This is a genomic window from Pseudomonas sp. S3_B11 (genome assembly GCF_054667715.1).
In genome coordinates this window covers 1,574,076-1,593,254 of record NZ_CP162749.1, presented here as the reverse complement: position 1 = coordinate 1,593,254, position 19,179 = coordinate 1,574,076, and the positions used below count along the sequence as shown (strand labels likewise).

At 60.7% G+C, this 19,179-nt stretch carries 16 protein-coding genes and 1 pseudogene; 15 read left to right on the top strand and 2 right to left on the bottom strand.

The genetic code is table 11. From position 1 onward, the window contains the following. Positions 1-440 precede the first annotated feature (440 nt). The 9 genes from AB4O22_RS07465 (at position 441) to aceA (ending at position 11,415) form a co-directional block, all read left to right on the top strand. Positions 441-2,666 carry an NADP-dependent isocitrate dehydrogenase gene (locus AB4O22_RS07465; protein ID WP_223473093.1) on the top strand — a complete coding sequence of 742 codons (2,226 nt, stop codon included), beginning with the start codon at positions 441-443 and terminating at the stop codon, positions 2,664-2,666. Between the two features lie 625 nt (positions 2,667-3,291). Beyond that, positions 3,292-3,738 (top strand): NUDIX hydrolase, encoded by a 447-nt coding sequence (locus AB4O22_RS07460; RefSeq protein WP_223471590.1) that lies wholly within the window; start codon positions 3,292-3,294, stop codon positions 3,736-3,738. Positions 3,739-3,797: 59 nt separating this feature from the next. Then, positions 3,798-4,922 carry a tRNA 2-thiouridine(34) synthase MnmA gene (gene mnmA / locus AB4O22_RS07455; RefSeq protein ID WP_057450008.1) on the top strand — a complete coding sequence of 375 codons (1,125 nt, stop codon included), beginning with the start codon at positions 3,798-3,800 and terminating at the stop codon, positions 4,920-4,922. Next, the gene (gene hflD / locus AB4O22_RS07450) at positions 4,919-5,542 is read left to right on the top strand and encodes a high frequency lysogenization protein HflD (RefSeq protein WP_460105678.1); all 624 of its coding nucleotides are present in this window, start codon (positions 4,919-4,921) and stop codon (positions 5,540-5,542) included. The genes mnmA and hflD overlap by 4 nt, the downstream gene beginning before the upstream one ends. 124 nt (positions 5,543-5,666) lie before the next feature. Continuing rightward, entirely contained in the window at positions 5,667-7,037 is a 1,371-nt protein-coding gene (gene purB, locus AB4O22_RS07445; RefSeq protein ID WP_060613977.1) for an adenylosuccinate lyase, read from the top strand. A gap of 84 nt (positions 7,038-7,121) precedes the next feature. Further along, the gene (locus AB4O22_RS07440) at positions 7,122-8,288 is read left to right on the top strand and encodes a ribosomal protein uL16 3-hydroxylase (RefSeq protein WP_003203358.1); all 1,167 of its coding nucleotides are present in this window, start codon (positions 7,122-7,124) and stop codon (positions 8,286-8,288) included. Continuing rightward, on the top strand, positions 8,281-8,706 hold the full coding sequence (locus AB4O22_RS07435; protein WP_003203360.1) for a GNAT family N-acetyltransferase: 426 nt from the start codon (positions 8,281-8,283) through the stop codon (positions 8,704-8,706). Before AB4O22_RS07440 ends, AB4O22_RS07435 begins: the two co-directional genes overlap by 8 nt. Before the next feature lie 166 nt (positions 8,707-8,872). Beyond that, on the top strand, positions 8,873-9,634 hold the full coding sequence (locus tag AB4O22_RS07430; protein ID WP_003203361.1) for a secretin N-terminal domain-containing protein: 762 nt from the start codon (positions 8,873-8,875) through the stop codon (positions 9,632-9,634). A gap of 455 nt (positions 9,635-10,089) precedes the next feature. Then, on the top strand, positions 10,090-11,415 hold the full coding sequence (aceA, locus tag AB4O22_RS07425; protein WP_003203364.1) for an isocitrate lyase: 1,326 nt from the start codon (positions 10,090-10,092) through the stop codon (positions 11,413-11,415). Positions 11,416-11,527: 112 nt separating this feature from the next. Here aceA and AB4O22_RS07420 read toward each other — a convergent pair whose 3' ends face one another. Together AB4O22_RS07420 and AB4O22_RS07415 are read right to left on the bottom strand one after the other, a co-directional pair. Further along, positions 11,528-12,232: a methyl-accepting chemotaxis protein gene (locus AB4O22_RS07420; protein ID WP_373557694.1), complete on the bottom strand. Its 705-nt coding sequence runs from the start codon at positions 12,230-12,232 to the stop codon at positions 11,528-11,530. 198 nt (positions 12,233-12,430) lie between these two features. Continuing rightward, positions 12,431-13,315 (bottom strand): annotated as a pseudogene (locus AB4O22_RS07415) (methyl-accepting chemotaxis protein); the annotation flags it as partial. A gap of 376 nt (positions 13,316-13,691) precedes the next feature. Between AB4O22_RS07415 and AB4O22_RS07410 the strand changes: the two are divergent. The 6 genes from AB4O22_RS07410 to nuoF all read left to right on the top strand — a co-directional run bounded on the left by AB4O22_RS07410 (position 13,692) and on the right by nuoF (position 19,166). Further along, positions 13,692-14,039 (top strand): hypothetical protein, encoded by a 348-nt coding sequence (locus AB4O22_RS07410; RefSeq protein WP_223471588.1) that lies wholly within the window; start codon positions 13,692-13,694, stop codon positions 14,037-14,039. A gap of 319 nt (positions 14,040-14,358) precedes the next feature. Further along, positions 14,359-14,772 (top strand): NADH-quinone oxidoreductase subunit A, encoded by a 414-nt coding sequence (locus AB4O22_RS07405; protein ID WP_003203367.1) that lies wholly within the window; start codon positions 14,359-14,361, stop codon positions 14,770-14,772. A 10-nt stretch (positions 14,773-14,782) separates the two neighbouring features. Further along, entirely contained in the window at positions 14,783-15,457 is a 675-nt protein-coding gene (locus AB4O22_RS07400) for a NuoB/complex I 20 kDa subunit family protein (protein ID WP_013693708.1), read from the top strand. Positions 15,458-15,529: 72 nt separating this feature from the next. Then, positions 15,530-17,314, top strand: a complete 1,785-nt coding sequence (nuoC, locus tag AB4O22_RS07395; protein ID WP_003203370.1) for an NADH-quinone oxidoreductase subunit C/D — start codon at positions 15,530-15,532, stop codon at positions 17,312-17,314. A 2-nt stretch (positions 17,315-17,316) separates the two neighbouring features. Further along, complete coding sequence (gene nuoE, locus AB4O22_RS07390; protein ID WP_003203372.1) at positions 17,317-17,814, top strand: NADH-quinone oxidoreductase subunit NuoE; 498 nt, start codon at positions 17,317-17,319, stop codon at positions 17,812-17,814. Beyond that, on the top strand, positions 17,811-19,166 hold the full coding sequence (gene nuoF, locus AB4O22_RS07385) for an NADH-quinone oxidoreductase subunit NuoF (RefSeq protein ID WP_003203373.1): 1,356 nt from the start codon (positions 17,811-17,813) through the stop codon (positions 19,164-19,166). The genes nuoE and nuoF overlap by 4 nt, the downstream gene beginning before the upstream one ends. Positions 19,167-19,179: the final 13 nt, after the last annotated feature.

Sequence of the window (19,179 nt, the reverse complement as noted above, 5' to 3'; positions counted from 1 at the left end):
GCGTACCCCACTTGAATCGGCGCGCAAACCCTACGTTAGGCTCATCCGGGGTAAAGCGTTGCAGTTCGCGGTGTACAACCCTGAAAACCAAGGGAAAAGCGCCAAACATGAGCATAGCCTGCTCCTTGGGTACTGCGACGTTTAGACCAATGGACGTGTACGGAAGTCTATGAACCATCGGCAGATTGCCAGCTACCTATGTATAATGCCGCCGCTGACCACAGGGTCACGCTGGCTGAGCGCTCTATCACAGGTCTTTCCGCCAGTTTAAAAGCCGGACCGTTACCGCGGCCCAACCGCTTGACGCTCGACTGATGCACCCAACATCACCGCGAAGAAACCTCGACATTCGGTTCACGGATGACTTTGAACGAACGCGCTTACCCGGCGCCCCTCGAGTTTCTGCGCATGCTTTAGCAAAGAAGAGAGTTAATCCGAATATGCCCACCCGCTCGAAGATCATCTATACCTTCACCGACGAAGCGCCCGCCCTCGCCACCTACTCGCTGCTGCCGATCGTCGAAGCCTTTACCGCTTCGGCCGATATCGCCGTGGAAACCCGCGATATCTCCCTCGCAGGGCGCATCCTGGCCAGCTTCCCCGAGCAACTGGGTGACAAAGCCGTAGCCGACCACCTCGCCGAACTGGGCGACCTGGCCGTTACGCCCGAAGCCAACATCATCAAGCTGCCGAACATCAGCGCCTCGGTACCGCAACTGCAGGCCGCGATCAAGGAATTGCAGGCCCAGGGCTACCCACTGCCGGACTACCCGGAAACCGTGACCAGCGACGCCGAGAAAGACGCTCGCGCCCGCTACGACAAGATCAAGGGCAGCGCCGTGAACCCGGTCCTGCGCGAAGGCAACTCCGACCGTCGCGCGCCGCTGTCGGTCAAGAACTACGCCCGCAAGCACCCGCACAAGATGGGCGCCTGGGCAGCCGACTCCAAATCCCATGTAGCCCACATGAGCACCGGTGATTTCTACGGCAGCGAAAAAGCCGCCCTGATCGACGCCGCCGGCAGCGTGAAAATCGAGCTGATCGCCCAGGATGGCACTGCCACTGTCCTGAAGGAAAAAACCACCGTACAAGCCGGTGAGATCCTCGACTGCGCCGTGATGAGCAAAAACGCCCTGCGCGACTTCATCGCCGCTGAAATCGAAGACGCCAAGCAAAAAGGCGTTCTGCTGTCGGTTCACCTCAAGGCCACCATGATGAAGGTCTCCGACCCGATCATGTTCGGCCAGATCGTTGCCGAGTTCTATAAAGACGCCCTGGCCAAGCACGCACAAGTGCTGGAGCAGATCGGCTTCAACCTGAACAACGGCATCGGCGACCTGTACGCCCGCATCAAGGCCCTGCCGGTCGAGCAGCAGGCGCAGATCGAAGCCGACATCCAGGCGGTCTACGCAGCGCGCCCATCCCTGGCGATGGTCAACTCCGACAAAGGCATCACCAACCTGCACGTGCCGAGCGACGTCATCGTCGACGCCTCGATGCCGGCCATGATCCGTGACTCCGGCAAGATGTGGGGCACCGACGGCCAACTGCACGACACCAAGGCCGTGATCCCGGATCGCTGCTACGCCACCATCTACCAGGCGGTGATCGAAGACTGCAAGCAACACGGCGCCTTCGACCCAACCACCATGGGCAGCGTGCCGAACGTTGGCCTGATGGCCAAGAAAGCCGAAGAGTACGGCTCCCACGACAAGACCTTCCAGATCAAGGTCGACGGCGTTGTCCGTGTTTCGGACAGCAACGGTCGCACCCTGCTGGAGCAGAGCGTCGAAGCTGGCGACATCTTCCGCATGTGCCAGACCAAAGACGCGCCGATCCAGGACTGGGTCAAACTGGCCGTCAACCGCGCCCGCGCCAGCAGCACCCCGGCGATCTTCTGGCTGGACCCGATGCGCGCCCATGACGGCGTCGTGATCGAGAAAGTCCAGACCTACCTGAAGGACTACGACACTGCCGGCCTGGACATCCGCATCATGTCGCCGGTCGACGCGATGAAGTTCACCCTGGCCCGCACCCGCGAAGGCAAGGACACCATCTCGGTGACCGGCAACGTACTGCGCGACTACCTGACCGACCTGTTCCCGATCATGGAACTGGGCACCAGCGCCAAGATGCTGTCGATCGTACCGCTGATGAACGGCGGTGGCCTGTTCGAAACCGGCGCTGGCGGCTCGGCCCCCAAGCACGTGCAGCAATTGCTGGAAGAAAACTTCCTGCGCTGGGATTCCCTGGGCGAGTTCCTGGCCCTGGCCGCGTCCCTCGAGCACCTGGGCGTGACTTACAACAACCCTAAAGCGCTGGTGCTGGCCAAGACCCTGGACCAGGCTACCGGTGAGTTCCTGGACCGCAACAAGTCGCCTTCGCGCAAGGTCGGCGGCATCGACAACCGCGGCAGCCACTTCTACCTGACCCTGTTCTGGGCCCAGGCACTGGCCGCTCAAGACGACGACGCAGCCCTCAAGGCTCAGTTCGCTTCCCTGGCCAAGACATTGACCGACAACGAAGAAAAAATCGTTGCCGAACTCAATGCCGTGCAAGGCAAGCCCGTGGACATCGGCGGTTACTACTTCGCCAACCCGGAGCTGACCAGCAAGGCCATGCGCCCGAGCAACACCTTCAACGCGGCGATTGCTGCGCTGGTGTAAGGTTGTAGGCAGTACTACAAACCCCGGCCTAGTGCCGGGGTTTGTGTTTCTGGCATTTAGAACCCACCCCTGTGGGAGCGAGCTTGCTCGCGATTGCAATTCATCATTCAATTCAAATATTGACTGACCCACCGCTATCGCGAGCAAGCTCGCTCCCACAATAAGATCGGGGTACGGTCGGAGAGATAGGCCGGCTGTTAGGCCGCCTCGCGAGCAAGCTTTGCTCCCACAGATCTGACAGGTGTATGACCAGGAGAACCAGGCCGGCTGTTAGGCCGCCTCGCTTTTGATCTTGATCTGGGGCGCCCCGTTAACCACGATGGCCGAACGCAGGCATTGTGGAGCGGGCATCCCGGCATGGATGCCGGGATAGCCGCGCTGGGCCATGGATGGCCCTTCGCGGCGGCCCACGGAGCAATTCCGGAGAGAGGGCATGCCGAGCCTAGGCGAGGCACCGAGTGGTGGGGCATGAGCGTTTTGCTTACTTTTGACTGGGCCGGCTTCCGGGCTTCTCAAAAGTGAGCCGCTGTAAGAGCGGAGCCATAGGCAGCCGTGACCGCAGCAACGGATATGTACTCAATCCCCCCCGCAACCCACATACCAATCCGAGAAATAGAAGAACCTTATGAACTGGCAACCCCACATCACCGTCGCCACCATCGTCGAAAACAACGGCCGCTTCCTGATGGTGGAAGAATCCAAGGCCGGACGCGCAGTGCTCAACCAGCCCGCCGGCCACCTTGACCCGAACGAAACCCTGACCGAAGCCGCCGTGCGCGAAACCCTGGAAGAAACCGGCTGGGACGTCGAACCCACGGCCGTGGTGGGTATTTACCTGTACACCGCCCCCAGCAACGGTGTGACCTACCAGCGCGTCTGTTTCGCCGCCAAGGCCTTGAAACACCACCCCGAGTATCAACTGGACGACGGCATCCTCGGCGCCAAATGGCTGACCCGCGACGAACTGCTCGAACAGCGCGAGCACTGGCGCAGCGAGCTGATCATCCGCTGCATCGACGATTATCTGGCCGGCCATTGCCACAGTCTGACGCTGATCCGTCCTTCTCTTTAGCCTTGTGCGCCCGGGCCTGATAGAATCGCGTCCTTTTTCAAGACACTCATTGAACTCCTATGCGTGATCCAGCTCCTTCTGACACATCCAAGAAGCGCGTCATTGTCGGCATGTCCGGCGGCGTGGACTCTTCCGTTTCCGCCCTTCTGCTGATCGAGCAGGGTTATGAGGTGGAAGGCCTGTTCATGAAGAACTGGGAAGAAGACGACGGCACCGAATACTGCACCGCCATGGACGACCTGGCGGACGCCCAGGCCGTGTGCGACAAGATCGGCATCAAGCTGCACACCGCCAACTTCGCCGCCGAGTACTGGGACAACGTGTTCGAGCACTTCCTGGCCGAATACAAGGCCGGACGCACGCCGAACCCGGACATCCTCTGCAACCGCGAGATCAAGTTCAAGGCGTTCCTCGACTACGCCATGATGCTCGGCGCCGACCTGATCGCCACCGGCCACTACGTGCGCCGCCGCGACATCGACGGCCGCACCGAACTGCTCAAGGGCCTGGACCCGAACAAGGACCAGAGCTACTTCCTGCATGCCGTCGGCGGCGAGCAGATCGCCAAGACCCTGTTCCCGGTAGGCGAACTGGAAAAGCCCGAAGTGCGCGCGATCGCCGAAAAACACCAGCTCGCCACCGCCAAGAAGAAAGACTCCACCGGGATCTGCTTTATTGGTGAGCGCCGTTTCAGCGACTTCCTCAAGCAGTACCTGCCGGCCCAGCCGGGCGAGATCAAGACGACCGAAGGCGAAGTCATCGGCCGTCACCATGGCCTGATGTACCACACCATCGGCCAGCGCCAGGGCCTGGGCATCGGCGGCCTGAAAGACGCCGGCGAAGAGCCGTGGTACGTGCTGGTCAAGGACCTGGAGCACAACGAGCTGATCGTCGGCCAGGGCAACGACCACCCATGGTTGTTTTCCCGCGCCCTGCTCGCCTCCGACATCTATTGGGTCAACCCGATCGACCTCAGCGAACCACGTCGCCTGACGGCCAAGGTTCGCTACCGCCAGAGCGACCAGCCCTGCACCCTGGAAAAAACCGCCACGGGCTACCGTGCCACCTTCGATGACCCGCAGCGGGCGGTCACCCCCGGCCAGTCCGTGGTGTTCTATGACGGCGAAATCTGCCTGGGCGGCGGCGTGATCGAAGTCGCAGAGCCCTGGAGCAGCAAGGCATGAGCCCCATCCAGGAACAACTGACGGCATTGGGCGGCGTGTTTCTCGCCGCCGTGCTGGTGGACAGGATCGCCAAGACCGGCCAAGCCACCGAAGCGGGCGTGGCTTGCATGCTCGGCAGCCTGCTGGTTCGCGATCCCAAGGACACCCTGGAGGTCTATGGCGGCGACGACTTGAACCTGCGCGAAGGCTATCGTGCGCTGATCGGCGCCCTGGAGCGCGATCCCAGCGCCCTGCAACGCGAACCGCTGCGCTATGCCCTGTCGATGCTGGGCCTTGAGCGCCAGCTGGCCAAGCGCGACGACCTGCTGGAAACCATAGGCAAACGCTTGCCGCAGATCCAGTCCCAGGTGGAGCACTTCGGCCCGTCCCACGAAAACGTCATCGTGGCCTGCGGCGCGCTGTACCAGGACACCCTGAGCACCTTGCGCCAGCGCATCCAGGTGCATGGCGACATGCGCAACCTGCAGCAACCGAGCAATGCCTCGAAGATCCGCGCCCTGTTGCTGGCCGGGATTCGTTCGGCACGGCTGTGGCGGCAGCTGGGCGGCCATCGCTGGCAACTGGTGATCAGCCGACGCAAATTGCTTAAAGAGCTTTACCCGTTGATGCGCAACGAATAAGTCGCCTCAACCCGTTTTTGTAGTTCGTTACGCGTAACACGCCGGTCAGTTGGCGACGGACCGGCGATTGTTTTCATGTATGATACGCGCCCCATTTCGTTGCCCGACTGTCCGAGAACACCCCATGCAGCTCTCTTCGCTCACTGCGGTTTCCCCTGTTGACGGCCGCTACGCCGGCAAAACCCAGGCCCTGCGCCCGATTTTCAGCGAGTACGGCCTGATCCGTGCCCGCGTCCTGGTTGAAGTGCGCTGGCTCCAGCGCCTGGCCGCCCACCCTGCCATCAGCGAAGTACCGGCGTTTTCCGCCGAAGCCAACGCGGTGTTGAACGCCCTCGCAGAAAATTTTGTGCTGGAGCACGCCGAGCGCGTCAAAGAGATCGAGCGCACCACCAACCACGACGTCAAGGCCATCGAATACCTGCTCAAGGAGCAGGCGGCCAAGCTGCCGGAACTGGCCAATGTCAGCGAGTTCATCCACTTCGCCTGCACCAGCGAGGACATCAACAACCTGTCCCACGCCCTGATGCTGCGCGAAGGCCGTGATGAGGTGATGCTGCCACTGATGCGCCAGACCGCCCAGGCCATCCGCGAGCTGGCGATCCGCTTCGCCGACGTGCCGATGCTGTCGCGCACCCACGGTCAACCGGCTTCGCCGACCACCCTGGGCAAGGAACTGGCGAACGTGGTCTACCGCCTGGAGCGCCAGATCGCCCAGGTGGCCGCCGTGCCGCTGCTGGGCAAGATCAACGGCGCCGTGGGCAACTACAACGCCCACCTGTCTGCCTACCCGGACATCGACTGGGAAGCCAACGCCCGCGCCTTCATCGAAGACGAGCTGGGCCTGAGCTTCAACCCCTACACCACCCAGATCGAACCGCATGACTACATCGCCGAGCTGTTCGATGCGATCGCGCGCTTCAACACCATCCTGATCGACTTCGACCGTGACATCTGGGGCTATATTTCCCTGGGTTACTTCAAGCAGCGCACCATCGCTGGCGAAATCGGTTCCTCGACCATGCCGCACAAGGTCAACCCGATCGACTTCGAAAACTCCGAAGGCAACCTGGGCATCGCCAACGCGCTGTTCCAGCACCTGGCGAGCAAACTGCCGATCTCCCGCTGGCAGCGCGACCTGACCGACTCCACCGTGCTGCGCAACCTGGGCGTGGGTTTTGCCCATAGCGTCATTGCCTACGAAGCCAGCCTCAAGGGCATCAGCAAGCTGGAACTGAACGAGCAGAAGATCGCCGCCGACCTGGACGCCTGCTGGGAAGTCCTGGCCGAACCGATCCAGACCGTGATGCGTCGCTACAACATCGAAAACCCGTATGAAAAGCTGAAAGAACTGACCCGTGGCAAGGGCATCAGCCCTGAAGCGTTGCAGACTTTCATCGATGGCCTGGACATGCCTGCCGACGCCAAGGCTGAGCTGAAAAAGCTCACGCCGGCCAGTTACATCGGCAACGCAGCAGCACAAGCCAAGCGCATCTGATCCACGGCTTTACCTTTGAGACGCCCGGCCGCGCCGGGCGTTTTTATTCGCGTCTGAAAAGTATATTTTTTCAATAGGTTACACATGAATCCTGATATTCCTCTGCAACTCCTGGGCGGCATCACGGCACGGGAGTTCCTGCGCGACTACTGGCAGAAAAAACCCCTGCTGATCCGTCAGGCGATTCCTGACTTCCAAAGCCCGATCGATGCCGACGAACTGGCCGGCCTGGCCCTGGAAGAAGAAGTCGAATCGCGCCTGGTGATCGAGCATGGCGAGCGTCCCTGGGAATTGCGTCGCGGCCCGTTTGCCGAAGACGAATTCAGCAAGCTGCCAGAGCGCGAGTGGACCCTGCTGGTACAGGCGGTCGATCAGTTCGTACCGGAAGTCAGCGAGCTGCTGGAGAACTTCCGCTTCCTGCCGAGCTGGCGCATCGACGACGTGATGATCAGCTTCGCCGCACCCGGTGGCAGCGTGGGTCCGCATTTCGATAACTATGACGTGTTCCTGCTGCAGGGCCACGGCCAGCGCAACTGGAAAATCGGCCAGATGTGCGACTCCGAAAGCCCGCTGCTGCAGCACGCCGACCTGCGCATCCTCGCTGAATTCGAAGCCACCGATGAGTGGACCCTGGAACCGGGCGACATGCTCTACCTGCCGCCGCGCCTGGCGCACTGCGGCGTGGCCGTGGACGACTGCATGACCTACTCGGTGGGTTTCCGTGCGCCGAGCGCCGCTGAAGTCCTGACCCACTTCACCGACTTCCTCAGCCAGTTCCTGCCGGACGAAGAACGCTACACCGACGCCGACGCACGCCCTGTAGCCGATCCGCACCAGATCCAGCAGGACGCCCTCGACCGCCTCAAGGGCTTGCTGGCCGAGCACATGAGCGACGAGCGCCTGCTGCTGACCTGGTTTGGCCAGTTCATGACCGAGCCGCGCTACCCGGAACTGGTGGTGGGCCCGGAACTGGAAGAAGACGACCTGCTGGCCAGCCTGGAACAAGGTGCCGTGATCATTCGCAACCCGAGCGCGCGCCTGGCCTGGTCGGAAGTCGATGACGACCTGCTGCTGTTCGCCAGCGGCCAGAGCCGTTACCTGCCGGGCAAGCTGCGCGAGTTGCTGAAAATGATCTGCGCCGCCGACGCCCTGCACATCGAGAACCTCGGTCCGTGGCTGGCCGACGAAGACGGTCGCGGCCTGGTCTGCGAGCTGGTCAAGCAAGGCAGCCTGGGGTTCGCTGATGAATAAAATTCACGTTCGTGTCGCAGACTGGCAAAAGGATAACGCCGAGATCCGGCGCATTCGTGAGACCGTGTTCATTGCCGAGCAGTCCGTTCCACCTGAGCTGGAATGGGATGCCGACGACCAGAGCGCGGTGCATTTTCTGGCGTTTGAAGGCGACTTTCCCATCGGCACCGCCCGCCTGCTGACCGACGGCCATATCGGCCGCGTCTCGGTCCTCAAGGACTGGCGTGGCCTGAAGGTGGGCGATGCGCTGATGCACGCCGTGATCGCCGAAGCCGAGAAGCGTGGGCTCCAGCAGCAGATGCTCAGCGCCCAGGTGCACGCCACGCCGTTCTATGAGCGGCTGGGGTTTGCAGTGGTCAGCGAGGAGTTCCTGGAAGCCGGGATTCCGCATGTGGACATGGTGCGGCGCTCGGCCTGAAACCTGTGGCGAGGGAGCTTGCTCCCTCGCCACAAATGCATCATGCAACCTCGAAACGCCCCGCCATCCACCGATGCCGGGGCGTTTTGCCGTCTAACATTCAACTTGCTCCACCCGGGGCCGACAAACTGGCAATATCAGGCCTTAGTCTCATGGAGAAATGGACATGCTTCTACGCACCCTGCTGACCCTCTTGCTGCTTGGTAGCAGCCTGTCAGCCGTGGCCGATACGCAAATCGTGCCGCTGAACTACCGCACCAGCGCCGACCTGCTGCCGGTGGCACAGAACTTCATCGGCAAGGACGGCCAGGTCAGCGCCTACGGCAACCAACTGATCGTCAACGCCGAGCCCGGCAAGATCGAAGAACTCCGGCAGTTCCTGGCCCAATTGGACACTGCGCCCAAGCGCCTGCTGATTACGGTCGACACCAACGAAAACAACCTGCAGGGCGACCAGGGTTACTCGATCAACGGCGCCGCGCCCAGCCAGACCCGCATCATCAACCGCAGCACCGCCAGCCGTGACGGCGGCGTGCAGCAGGTGCAAGCCAGCGAAGGCCAGCCAGCGCTGATCCAGGTCGGCCAGAGCGTGCCCTTCACCAGCAGCCAGACCGACAACTACGGCCGCCTGCAAAGCCAGACCGAATACCGCAACGTCACCCAGGGTTTTTATGTCACGGCGAGCGTCACCGGCGAGACCGTTCATCTCAGCATCAGTACCAACCGTGACCGCATGAGCCAGGAACGTCCCGATGTAGTGAACGTTCAGAGTACCGACACAACCGTCAGCGGTCGCCTGGGCGAATGGATCACCCTGGCCGGCGTGAATCGCCAGACTCAAGCCGACAAGCAGGGCCTGACCCGCAGCTACTCTACCCAGGGCCGCGACGACATGATTTTGCGGGTCAAGGTCGATACCCTGAACTGAAGCACCAAAAACTGACTGATGAGTCGTATTAGACCAAAGATGTAGTGCCATAAAAAAAGCACTACAAAACGTTTGACGAGGCAAAAAACCGAAGGCATGATGGCCTCGCTCCCGCTAATCAGGGGCCCTGGCAAGGGCCTTCGGGTCGACGCTTGCAACTACCCTGCGAGCCGATTCGTGTCTGTACCGCCCACAAGGTGTGTTTGACGAGGTTGCGACTGGAACGAAGTTGTCCCGAGGGACGGAAGCGTAACTAGGTAACCCGGCATCACTCTGAGTTCGTATGGAGGCCCACGACGCCCGAATGCGCCCGCAGTTCGCCCCTACCTGCTCACTTTCCCCTCGAGCCCATCGTTCATCCCGTCGCCTCCCCGCCTGAACCGACTTGTACGCCAACCCCTGGTCGGCAGGAGCAGGAATTTTCCACCAAGACCTATGCGACGAGGTTTATCTCCATGGCACTGACACGCGAACAGCAAATTGCAGCCCTTGAAAAAGACTGGGCTGAAAACCCGCGCTGGAAAGGCGTGAAGCGCAATTATTCCGCTGCTGACGTCGTCCGTCTGCGTGGCTCGGTTCAACCTGAGCACACCCTTGCGAAAATGGGCGCCGACAAGCTCTGGAACCTGGTCACCCAGGGCGCCAAGCCAGCCTTCCGTCCCGAGAAAGATTTCGTCAACTGCATGGGCGCCCTGACCGGCGGCCAGGCTGTGCAGCAAGTCAAGGCCGGCATCCAGGCGATCTACCTGTCGGGCTGGCAAGTGGCCGCGGACAACAACTCCGCCGAGTCGATGTACCCCGACCAGTCGCTGTACCCGGTGGATTCGGTTCCAACCGTGGTCAAGCGCATCAACAACTCGTTCCGTCGCGCCGACCAGATCCAGTGGAAAGCCGGCAAGAACCCGGGCGACGAAGGCTACATCGACTACTTCGCGCCGATCGTGGCTGACGCTGAAGCCGGTTTCGGTGGCGTCCTGAACGCCTACGAGCTGATGAAAAGCATGATCGAAGCAGGCGCCGCCGGCGTTCACTTCGAAGACCAACTGGCTTCGGTGAAGAAATGCGGCCACATGGGCGGCAAGGTACTGGTTCCGACCCAGGAAGCTGTGCAGAAGCTGACCGCTGCCCGCCTGGCCGCCGACGTTGCCGGTGTACCGACCATCATCCTGGCCCGTACCGACGCCAACGCCGCTGACCTGCTGACCTCCGACTGCGACCCGTACGACCAACCGTTCGTAACCGGTACCCGCACCCAGGAAGGCTTCTACAAGGTGCGTGCCGGTCTCGACCAAGCCATCGCCCGTGGCCTGGCCTACGCACCGTACGCCGACCTGATCTGGTGCGAAACCGCCAAGCCGGACCTGGACGAGGCGCGTCGCTTCGCCGAAGCGATCAAGAAGGAATACCCAGACCAGATCCTGTCGTACAACTGCTCGCCTTCCTTCAACTGGAAGAAAAACCTGGACGACGCGACCATCGCCAAGTTCCAGCGCGAACTGTCCGCCATGGGCTACAAGCACCAGTTCATCACCCTGGCCGGCATTCACAACATGTGGCACAGCATGTTCAACCTGGCGCACGACTACGCCCGCAACGACATGACCGCCTACGTGAAGCTGCAAGAGCAAGAGTTCGCTGACGCCGCCAAGGGCTACACCTTCGTGGCTCACCAGCAGGAAGTGGGCACCGGCTACTTCGACGACATGACCACCGTGATCCAGGGCGGCACTTCGTCGGTGACCGCACTGACCGGTTCCACCGAAGAAGAACAGTTCCACTGATACACGCCGTAAACGGCCCTTGCGGACCGAGTAAAAGCTAACCGCAAAGCCGATGATCTGAAGCCCCGACCGGTTCGGGGCTTTTTTCTGCCGATTTTTCCCGCTCCGTTTTTCACACCTTGAAGTGACTGACCAACTGCTGCAACTGGTTACCCAGGCGCGCCAGTTCGATGCTGGAGGCTGCGGTTTCTTCGCTGGCCGAGGCGGTCTGCTCGGATACATCGCGCACGCTCAGGATACTGCGGCTGATTTCCTCGGCCACCGAGCTCTGTTGCACCGCGGCGGCGGCAATCTGCTGGTTCATGGCCTGAATGCCGGAAACCGCCTGGGTGATGTTGCCCAGGGAGGTTCCGGCTTTGCCTGCCAACTCCACGCTGCTGTCGGTCAGTTCGCGGCTGTTTCGCATGATGCTCGATACCTGGCGCGTGCCGTTCTGCAAGCCCGCCACCAGGCTTTCGATCTCTTCGGTGGAATGCTGGGTACGTTGGGCCAATCCGCGCACTTCATCGGCGACCACGGCAAAACCGCGCCCGGCGTCACCCGCGCGAGCGGCCTCGATGGCGGCGTTAAGGGCCAGCAAGTTGGTCTGCTCAGCCACCGCCCTGATCACGTCCATGATCTTGCCGATGCGCCCGCTTTCCTGTTCCAGCTCGTTCATGGCTTCGACTGAACGCCCGACCTCGCCGGCCAGGCGCTCAATCTGAACGATGGCTTGCGCGACCACCTGGTCCCCAATACGAGCTTGTGCATCGGCCTCTGATGCAGCTGCGCGAGCTTGTTCGGCATTACGCGCGACTTCATGCACGGTGACCGACATTTCGTGCATGGCGGTAGCCACCTGATCGGTCTCGGTCTTCTGACTGTTGACCCCGGCACTGGTCTGCTCGGTGACAGCCGAGAGCTCTTCGGCGGCACTGGCGATTTGGGTAACGCCATCGCGGATGCCACCGATCAGATCGCGCAAGGTGCTGCCCATGCGCTCAATACCCTGCTGCAAGACACCCAGCTCATCACGACGGGTCACGATCACGTGCTGCGTGAGATCACCTGCTGCAATGCGATCGACCACAGCCAATGTGTCCTGCAACGGCCGTGTAATCTGGCGGGTGATGATCAGGGCGGCAAAAATCCCCAACAACATCGCCAAGGCCGTACAACTCAGCTGCAGGATGCGCGCCTGGGCGCTGTCTTCGTCACGGGAGACCAGTTGGCTGGCATACATTTCGTCAGACAGACGAGTGATGGTTTCACCCAGATCGATAGTGTCCTGCACGGCCTTGCCAATGGCCTGATTGCTGGCAGTGAAATCCTGCACCGAACGGCGGTAAGCAATCAACGCAGTTTCCAACTGCTTGATGGTGTCGGCATAGGTCGGACCGAAAGCGCCGTTGAGGGTTTCGATGCCCTTGAGTGCATTTTCCAGCTGGCGGGCGGCGGCGAGCTCGGTGGCGCTGTTGGGGTTGCCGGTATAGCCACGCACTTCATAACGCACCAGTGCCAAGTCCTCTTTTGCCTTGAGGATGACCCTGTACAGCTCGAAACGGCGCTCATCCGAGGCTGGCATTGCTTCTACGTCATTGATGAGCTTGGCAATCAGCGCGGCACCCTTGACCGCATTGGCGCCCATCTCCTTGCGCATGGCGGCGTCATTGCGATAAGCCTCGCGCATCGTATTCAGTGCCACTTGATACTGCGTGCTGGCCTGCTCGATCAGCGCAAGTTTTTTCAGGTTTTCAGGTTTTCTCAACTCGTTTGCGAGGCTTTTCTGCTTGGCGACAAACTGCTCCAGTGACGCCTGGATCAATGCACCCTTTTGTTCATCTCCCCGGTCCACCTGGTATTGCAAGCGAGCCCTGCGCAGGTGATCAAGACGGTTGCCGAGTTCGGTGATGCTGGTCATTCGATCAGTACGCTCGATCATTTTCCCCAGGCTGAACCAGCCGGTCGCGGCGAGGATAGCGGTCAGAAGCAGTACAACGGCAAAGCCCAAAGCCAGCTTGAGCATAACGCTCATATTCGCGATCCAAGAGTTCATGGCATTCCTTGTGGTCATCAGCCGCGAACGATGAAACCTGGCGCGGCTATCTAAGAAGGGACGTTAGCCTAATCAAGCATTGATATAGATGATTAGATGAATGAAGCACAAAGATAGCCATTTGATATCATTCATTCAAGGAAAGTCGAGGATGCATCGATTGGACGGGGCTGGCGAGCAAAAATTGGCACGAGGCCGGGCCTAAAGCACCACAGCGGTGTCGCTTAAACGCGCAAACCCCATGGCCACAGGTTCTGCATTGGCTCAACTGATCGACATTGATCTGACGAACCTGGTTTTTTCACCCGTTTTTTTTGAAGCAACCTACGCTGTAAGAGCAAGCCTGCATCTGTGGGAGTCGGGCTTGACCGCGATGAACGATTACGCTGTCTGCCTCGGGACCGCGTTGCCGGCATTGCGAGCAAGCTTGGCTCCCACAGGAGCAGTCCCCCACACAGAGCCAACCTTCACCGACCCCTCCTCCACAAAACTTCGGCGCACGGGTAGAAAAATTGATCGAACGCAGTATTGGGCAGTCCGAAAAGGAGTAAAACGTTCGGCGCTGACAATTGCAGTAGCGGCGATGTAAGACAGTCTTTCAGGCACAACACAAAGTGCACCGTAGAAAGGCCGCTACAAATAATAATAATTATCATTTGGAAGTCATTATCATTGTTGCATTCCGCACAAAATATTATTGATGAATAACCGGCCAACGCCCACCAGGCCTGGGCCGCAGGGTCTTGGAGGCACGCTATGTCCTTATTCCAATAAATAATTTCGCTATAGGAATTTTACTTGCCCGGTGTTTAGCCATAAAATCACCGCGATTGATTGCTGCGACATATCGTCACTGCGTTATTTCATTCAAGCTCAGAGACCTTTGCTCTCTGTTAAGGATTTCCAGCATGTCCGAAGCGACAGGACTCATGGCCCACAATTGGGGCTTTGCCATTTTCCTTCTGGGCGTTGTTGGCCTGTGTGCTTTCATGCTCGGTGTGTCGAGCCTGCTTGGGTCAAAAGCCTGGGGCCGCAGCAAAAATGAACCGTTCGAGTCCGGCATGCTACCTACCGGTGGCGCCCGCTTGCGGCTCTCAGCCAAATTCTATCTGGTCGCGATGCTCTTCGTGATCTTCGATATCGAAGCCCTCTTTCTCTTTGCATGGTCTGTGTCCGTCCGCGAAAGCGGCTGGACCGGATTCGTCGAAGCTCTCGTTTTCATAGCAATTCTGTTGGCAGGTCTTGTCTACCTTTACCGAGTGGGGGCGCTTGATTGGGCTCCGGAAGCTCGGCGCAAGCGGCAAGCGAAGCTGAAACAATGAGGCTTTGGCAATGCAATACAATCTCACCAGGATCGACCCCGATGCTCCTAACGAGCAGTATCCGATTGGCGAACGGGAAACCGTCGCCGATCCGTTAGAAGATCAAGTCCACAAAAACATCTTCATGGGCAAGCTCGAAGACGTGCTGAACAGCACGGTCAACTGGGGTCGCAAGAACTCCCTGTGGCCGTACAACTTCGGCCTTTCGTGCTGCTACGTGGAAATGACCACCGCCTTCACGGCGCCCCACGACATCGCGCGCTTTGGCGCCGAGGTGATCCGGGCATCGCCACGCCAGGCGGATTTCATGGTTATCGCCGGTACCTGCTTCATCAAGATGGCGCCGATCATCCAGCGTCTCTACGAGCAAATGCTCGAACCGAAGTGGGTTATCTCCATGGGTTCGTGCGCCAACTCCGGTGGCATGTACGACATCTACTCCGTCGTTCAAGGGGTGGACAAGTTCCTGCCCGTGGACGTCTACGTGCCCGGCTGCCCGCCTCGCCCTGAAGCTTTCCTGCAAGGCCTGATGCTGTTGCAGGAGTCGATTGGCCAGGAGCGTCGCCCACTGTCCTGGGTCGTTGGCGATCAAGGCGTCTATCGCGCCGACATGCCATCGCAAAAGGAACAGCGCCGCGAACAGCGTATCGCAGTCACCAACCTGCGCAGCCCCGACGAAGTCTGATCCAGCTCTGCTCTGCATAAGAAACGAGAACCTGGCTTCATTCTTTACGTTGACCGAAAGCGATAAATGACCATGACTACAGGCAGTGCTCTGTACATCCCGCCTTACAAGGCAGACGACCAGGATGTGGTCGTCGAACTGAACAACCGTTTTGGCCCCGAGGCGTTCACCGCCCAGCCGACCCGCACCGGCATGCCGGTGCTTTGGGTTGCCCGCGCCAAACTCGTCGAAGTCCTGACCTTCCTGCGCAACCTGCCCAAGCCGTACGTCATGCTCTATGACCTGCACGGCGTGGACGAGCGCCTGCGCACCAAGCGTCAAGGGCTGCCCGACGGCGTCGATTTCACCGTGTTCTATCACCTGATGTCGATCGAGCGTAATAGTGACGTAATGATCAAGGTCGCCTTGTCCGAGAGCGACCTTAGCGTGCCGACCGTGACCGGCATCTGGCCGAACGCCAACTGGTACGAGCGTGAAGTGTGGGACATGTTCGGGATCGACTTCCCCGGCCACCCGCACCTGACCCGCATCATGATGCCGCCGACCTGGGAAGGTCACCCGCTGCGCAAGGACTTCCCGGCCCGTGCCACCGAGTTCGACCCGTTCAGCCTGTCCCTGGCCAAGCAACAGCTCGAGGAAGAAGCCGCGCGCTTCAAGCCTGAAGACTGGGGCATGAAGCGTTCGGGCGCCAACGAGGACTACATGTTCCTCAACCTCGGCCCGAACCACCCTTCGGCCCACGGTGCGTTCCGCATCATCCTGCAGTTGGACGGCGAAGAGATCGTCGACTGCGTGCCTGACATCGGCTACCACCACCGTGGCGCCGAGAAAATGGCCGAGCGCCAGTCCTGGCACAGCTTCATCCCGTACACAGACCGCATCGACTACCTCGGCGGCGTGATGAACAACCTGCCGTACGTGCTGTCGGTCGAGAAACTGGCCGGGATCAAGGTACCGGAGAAGGTCGACGTCATCCGCATCATGATGGCCGAGTTCTTCCGTATCACCAGCCACCTGCTGTTCCTGGGGACCTATATCCAGGACGTGGGGGCCATGACCCCGGTGTTCTTCACCTTCACCGACCGCCAGAAGGCCTACACGGTGATCGAAGCCATCACCGGTTTCCGCCTGCACCCGGCCTGGTACCGCATCGGTGGTGTTGCCCACGACCTGCCACGCGGCTGGGAAAAGCTGGTCAAGGACTTCGTCGAGTGGATGCCCAAGCGCCTGGACGAATACACCAAGGCCGCCCTGCAGAACAGCATCCTCAAGGGTCGTACCATCGGGGTCGCCGCCTACAACACCAAAGAGGCCCTGGAATGGGGCGTCACCGGTGCCGGCCTGCGTTCCACCGGTTGCGACTTCGACCTGCGCAAGGCGCGCCCCTACTCCGGCTACGAAAACTTCGAATTCGAAGTACCGCTGGCGGCCAATGGCGATGCCTACGACCGCTGCATGGTTCGCGTCGAGGAAATGCGCCAGAGCATCAAGATCATCGACCAATGCATGCGCAACATGCCGGAAGGCCCGTACAAGGCGGATCACCCGCTGACCACGCCGCCGCCAAAAGAGCGCACGCTGCAACACATCGAGACCCTGATCACGCACTTCCTGCAGGTTTCGTGGGGCCCGGTCATGCCGGCCAACGAGTCCTTCCAGATGATCGAAGCGACCAAGGGCATCAACAGTTATTACCTGACGAGCGACGGCGGCACCATGAGCTACCGCACCCGGATTCGCACCCCAAGCTACCCGCACCTGCAGCAGATCCCTTCAGTGATCAAAGGCAGCATGGTCGCGGACTTGATCGCGTACCTGGGTAGTATCGATTTCGTTATGGCCGACGTGGACCGCTAAGCATGAACAGCACGCTTATCCAGACAGACCGTTTCGCCCTGAGCGAAACCGAGCGCTCGGCCATCGAGCACGAGCTGCATCACTACGAAGACCCGCGCGCGGCGTCGATTGAAGCCCTGAAGATCGTCCAGAAGGAACGTGGCTGGGTGCCTGACGGCGCGCTCTACGCCATCGGCGAGATCCTCGGCATCCCGGCCAGCGACGTCGAAGGCGTGGCCACCTTCTATAGCCAGATTTTCCGCCAGCCAGTAGGCCGTCACATCATTCGTGTCTGCGACAGCATGGTCTGCTACATCGGTGGCCACGAATCGGTGGTCGGCGAGATCCAGAACAAGCTGGGCATCGGCCTGGGCCAGACCACCGCCGACGGTCGTTTCACCCTGCTGCCAGTGTGCTGCCTGGGTAACTGCGACAAGGCGCCAGCGCTGATGATCGACGACGACACCTTCGGTGACGTCCAGCCTGACGGCGTCGCCAAACTGCTGGAGGGCTACGTATGACCCTGACTTCCTTCGGGCCCGCCAACCGCATCCAGCGTTCGGCCGAAACCCATCCCCTGACCTGGCGCCTGCGTGACGACGGCGAAGCGGTATGGCTGGACGAGTACCAGGCCAAGAACGGCTACGCCGCTGCGCGCAAGGCGTTCAGCGACATGGCCCAGGACGACATCGTCCAGACCGTGAAAGACTCCGGCCTCAAGGGCCGTGGCGGCGCGGGCTTCCCCACGGGTGTGAAGTGGGGCCTGATGCCCAAGGACGAATCCATCAACATCCGCTACCTGCTGTGCAACGCGGATGAAATGGAGCCCAACACCTGGAAAGACCGCATGCTGATGGAGCAACTGCCCCATCTGCTGATCGAAGGCATGCTGATCAGCGCCCGCGCGCTGAAAACCTACCGTGGCTATATCTTCCTGCGTGGCGAATACACCACCGCCGCCAAGCACCTGAACCGTGCCGTGGAAGAAGCCAAGGCCGCCGGCCTCCTGGGCAAGAACATCCTGGGCTCGGGCTTTGATTTCGAGCTGTTCGTCCACACCGGTGCCGGGCGCTACATCTGCGGTGAAGAAACCGCACTGATCAACTCCCTGGAAGGCCGTCGCGCCAACCCACGTTCCAAGCCGCCCTTCCCTGCCGCTGTAGGCGTGTGGGGCAAGCCGACCTGCGTGAACAACGTCGAGACCCTGTGCAACGTGCCGGCGATCATCGCCGACGGCGTGGACTGGTACAAATCCCTGGCCCGTGACGGCAGCGAAGACATGGGCACCAAGCTCATGGGCTTCTCCGGCAAGGTCAAGAACCCTGGCCTGTGGGAACTGCCATTCGGCGTCACCGGCCGTGAGCTGTTCGAAGACTACGCTGGCGGCATGCGCGACGGCTACAAGCTCAAGTGCTGGCAGCCTGGCGGCGCCGGTACCGGGTTCCTGTTGCCGGAACACCTGGACGCCCAAATGTACGCCGGCGGCATCGCCAAGGTCGGCACCCGCATGGGTACCGGCCTGGCCATGGCGGTGGACGACAGCGTCAACATGGTGTCGCTGCTGCGCAACATGGAAGAGTTCTTCTCCCGTGAGTCGTGCGGTTTCTGCACCCCTTGCCGCGATGGCCTGCCATGGAGCGTCAAGCTGCTGCGGGCCCTTGAAAACGGCGAAGGCCAGGCCGGCGACATCGAGACCCTGCTGGGTCTGGTGGGCTTCCTCGGCCCAGGCAAGACCTTCTGTGCTCACGCACCGGGTGCCGTGGAGCCGTTGGGCAGCGCGATCAAATACTTCCGTCCAGAGTTCGAAGCCGGCATCGCGCCCACCAGCGCCGTCGTCCCGCCTCTGGCAAAGCCGATCGTAGTCGGCGCGTAAACGCTTAAAAAGG

Coding starts and splice junctions, on each gene's coding strand:
- AB4O22_RS07465 (WP_223473093.1), top strand. CDS start 441: ATGCCCACCCGCTCGAAGATCATCTATACCTTCACCGACGAAGCGCCC.
- AB4O22_RS07460 (WP_223471590.1), top strand. CDS start 3,292: ATGAACTGGCAACCCCACATCACCGTCGCCACCATCGTCGAAAACAAC.
- mnmA (WP_057450008.1), top strand. CDS start 3,798: ATGCGTGATCCAGCTCCTTCTGACACATCCAAGAAGCGCGTCATTGTC.
- hflD (WP_460105678.1), top strand. CDS start 4,919: ATGAGCCCCATCCAGGAACAACTGACGGCATTGGGCGGCGTGTTTCTC.
- purB (WP_060613977.1), top strand. CDS start 5,667: ATGCAGCTCTCTTCGCTCACTGCGGTTTCCCCTGTTGACGGCCGCTAC.
- AB4O22_RS07440 (WP_003203358.1), top strand. CDS start 7,122: ATGAATCCTGATATTCCTCTGCAACTCCTGGGCGGCATCACGGCACGG.
- AB4O22_RS07435 (WP_003203360.1), top strand. CDS start 8,281: ATGAATAAAATTCACGTTCGTGTCGCAGACTGGCAAAAGGATAACGCC.
- AB4O22_RS07430 (WP_003203361.1), top strand. CDS start 8,873: ATGCTTCTACGCACCCTGCTGACCCTCTTGCTGCTTGGTAGCAGCCTG.
- aceA (WP_003203364.1), top strand. CDS start 10,090: ATGGCACTGACACGCGAACAGCAAATTGCAGCCCTTGAAAAAGACTGG.
- AB4O22_RS07420 (WP_373557694.1), bottom strand. CDS start 12,232: ATGTCGGTCACCGTGCATGAAGTCGCGCGTAATGCCGAACAAGCTCGC.
- AB4O22_RS07410 (WP_223471588.1), top strand. CDS start 13,692: ATGGCCACAGGTTCTGCATTGGCTCAACTGATCGACATTGATCTGACG.
- AB4O22_RS07405 (WP_003203367.1), top strand. CDS start 14,359: ATGTCCGAAGCGACAGGACTCATGGCCCACAATTGGGGCTTTGCCATT.
- AB4O22_RS07400 (WP_013693708.1), top strand. CDS start 14,783: ATGCAATACAATCTCACCAGGATCGACCCCGATGCTCCTAACGAGCAG.
- nuoC (WP_003203370.1), top strand. CDS start 15,530: ATGACTACAGGCAGTGCTCTGTACATCCCGCCTTACAAGGCAGACGAC.
- nuoE (WP_003203372.1), top strand. CDS start 17,317: ATGAACAGCACGCTTATCCAGACAGACCGTTTCGCCCTGAGCGAAACC.
- nuoF (WP_003203373.1), top strand. CDS start 17,811: ATGACCCTGACTTCCTTCGGGCCCGCCAACCGCATCCAGCGTTCGGCC.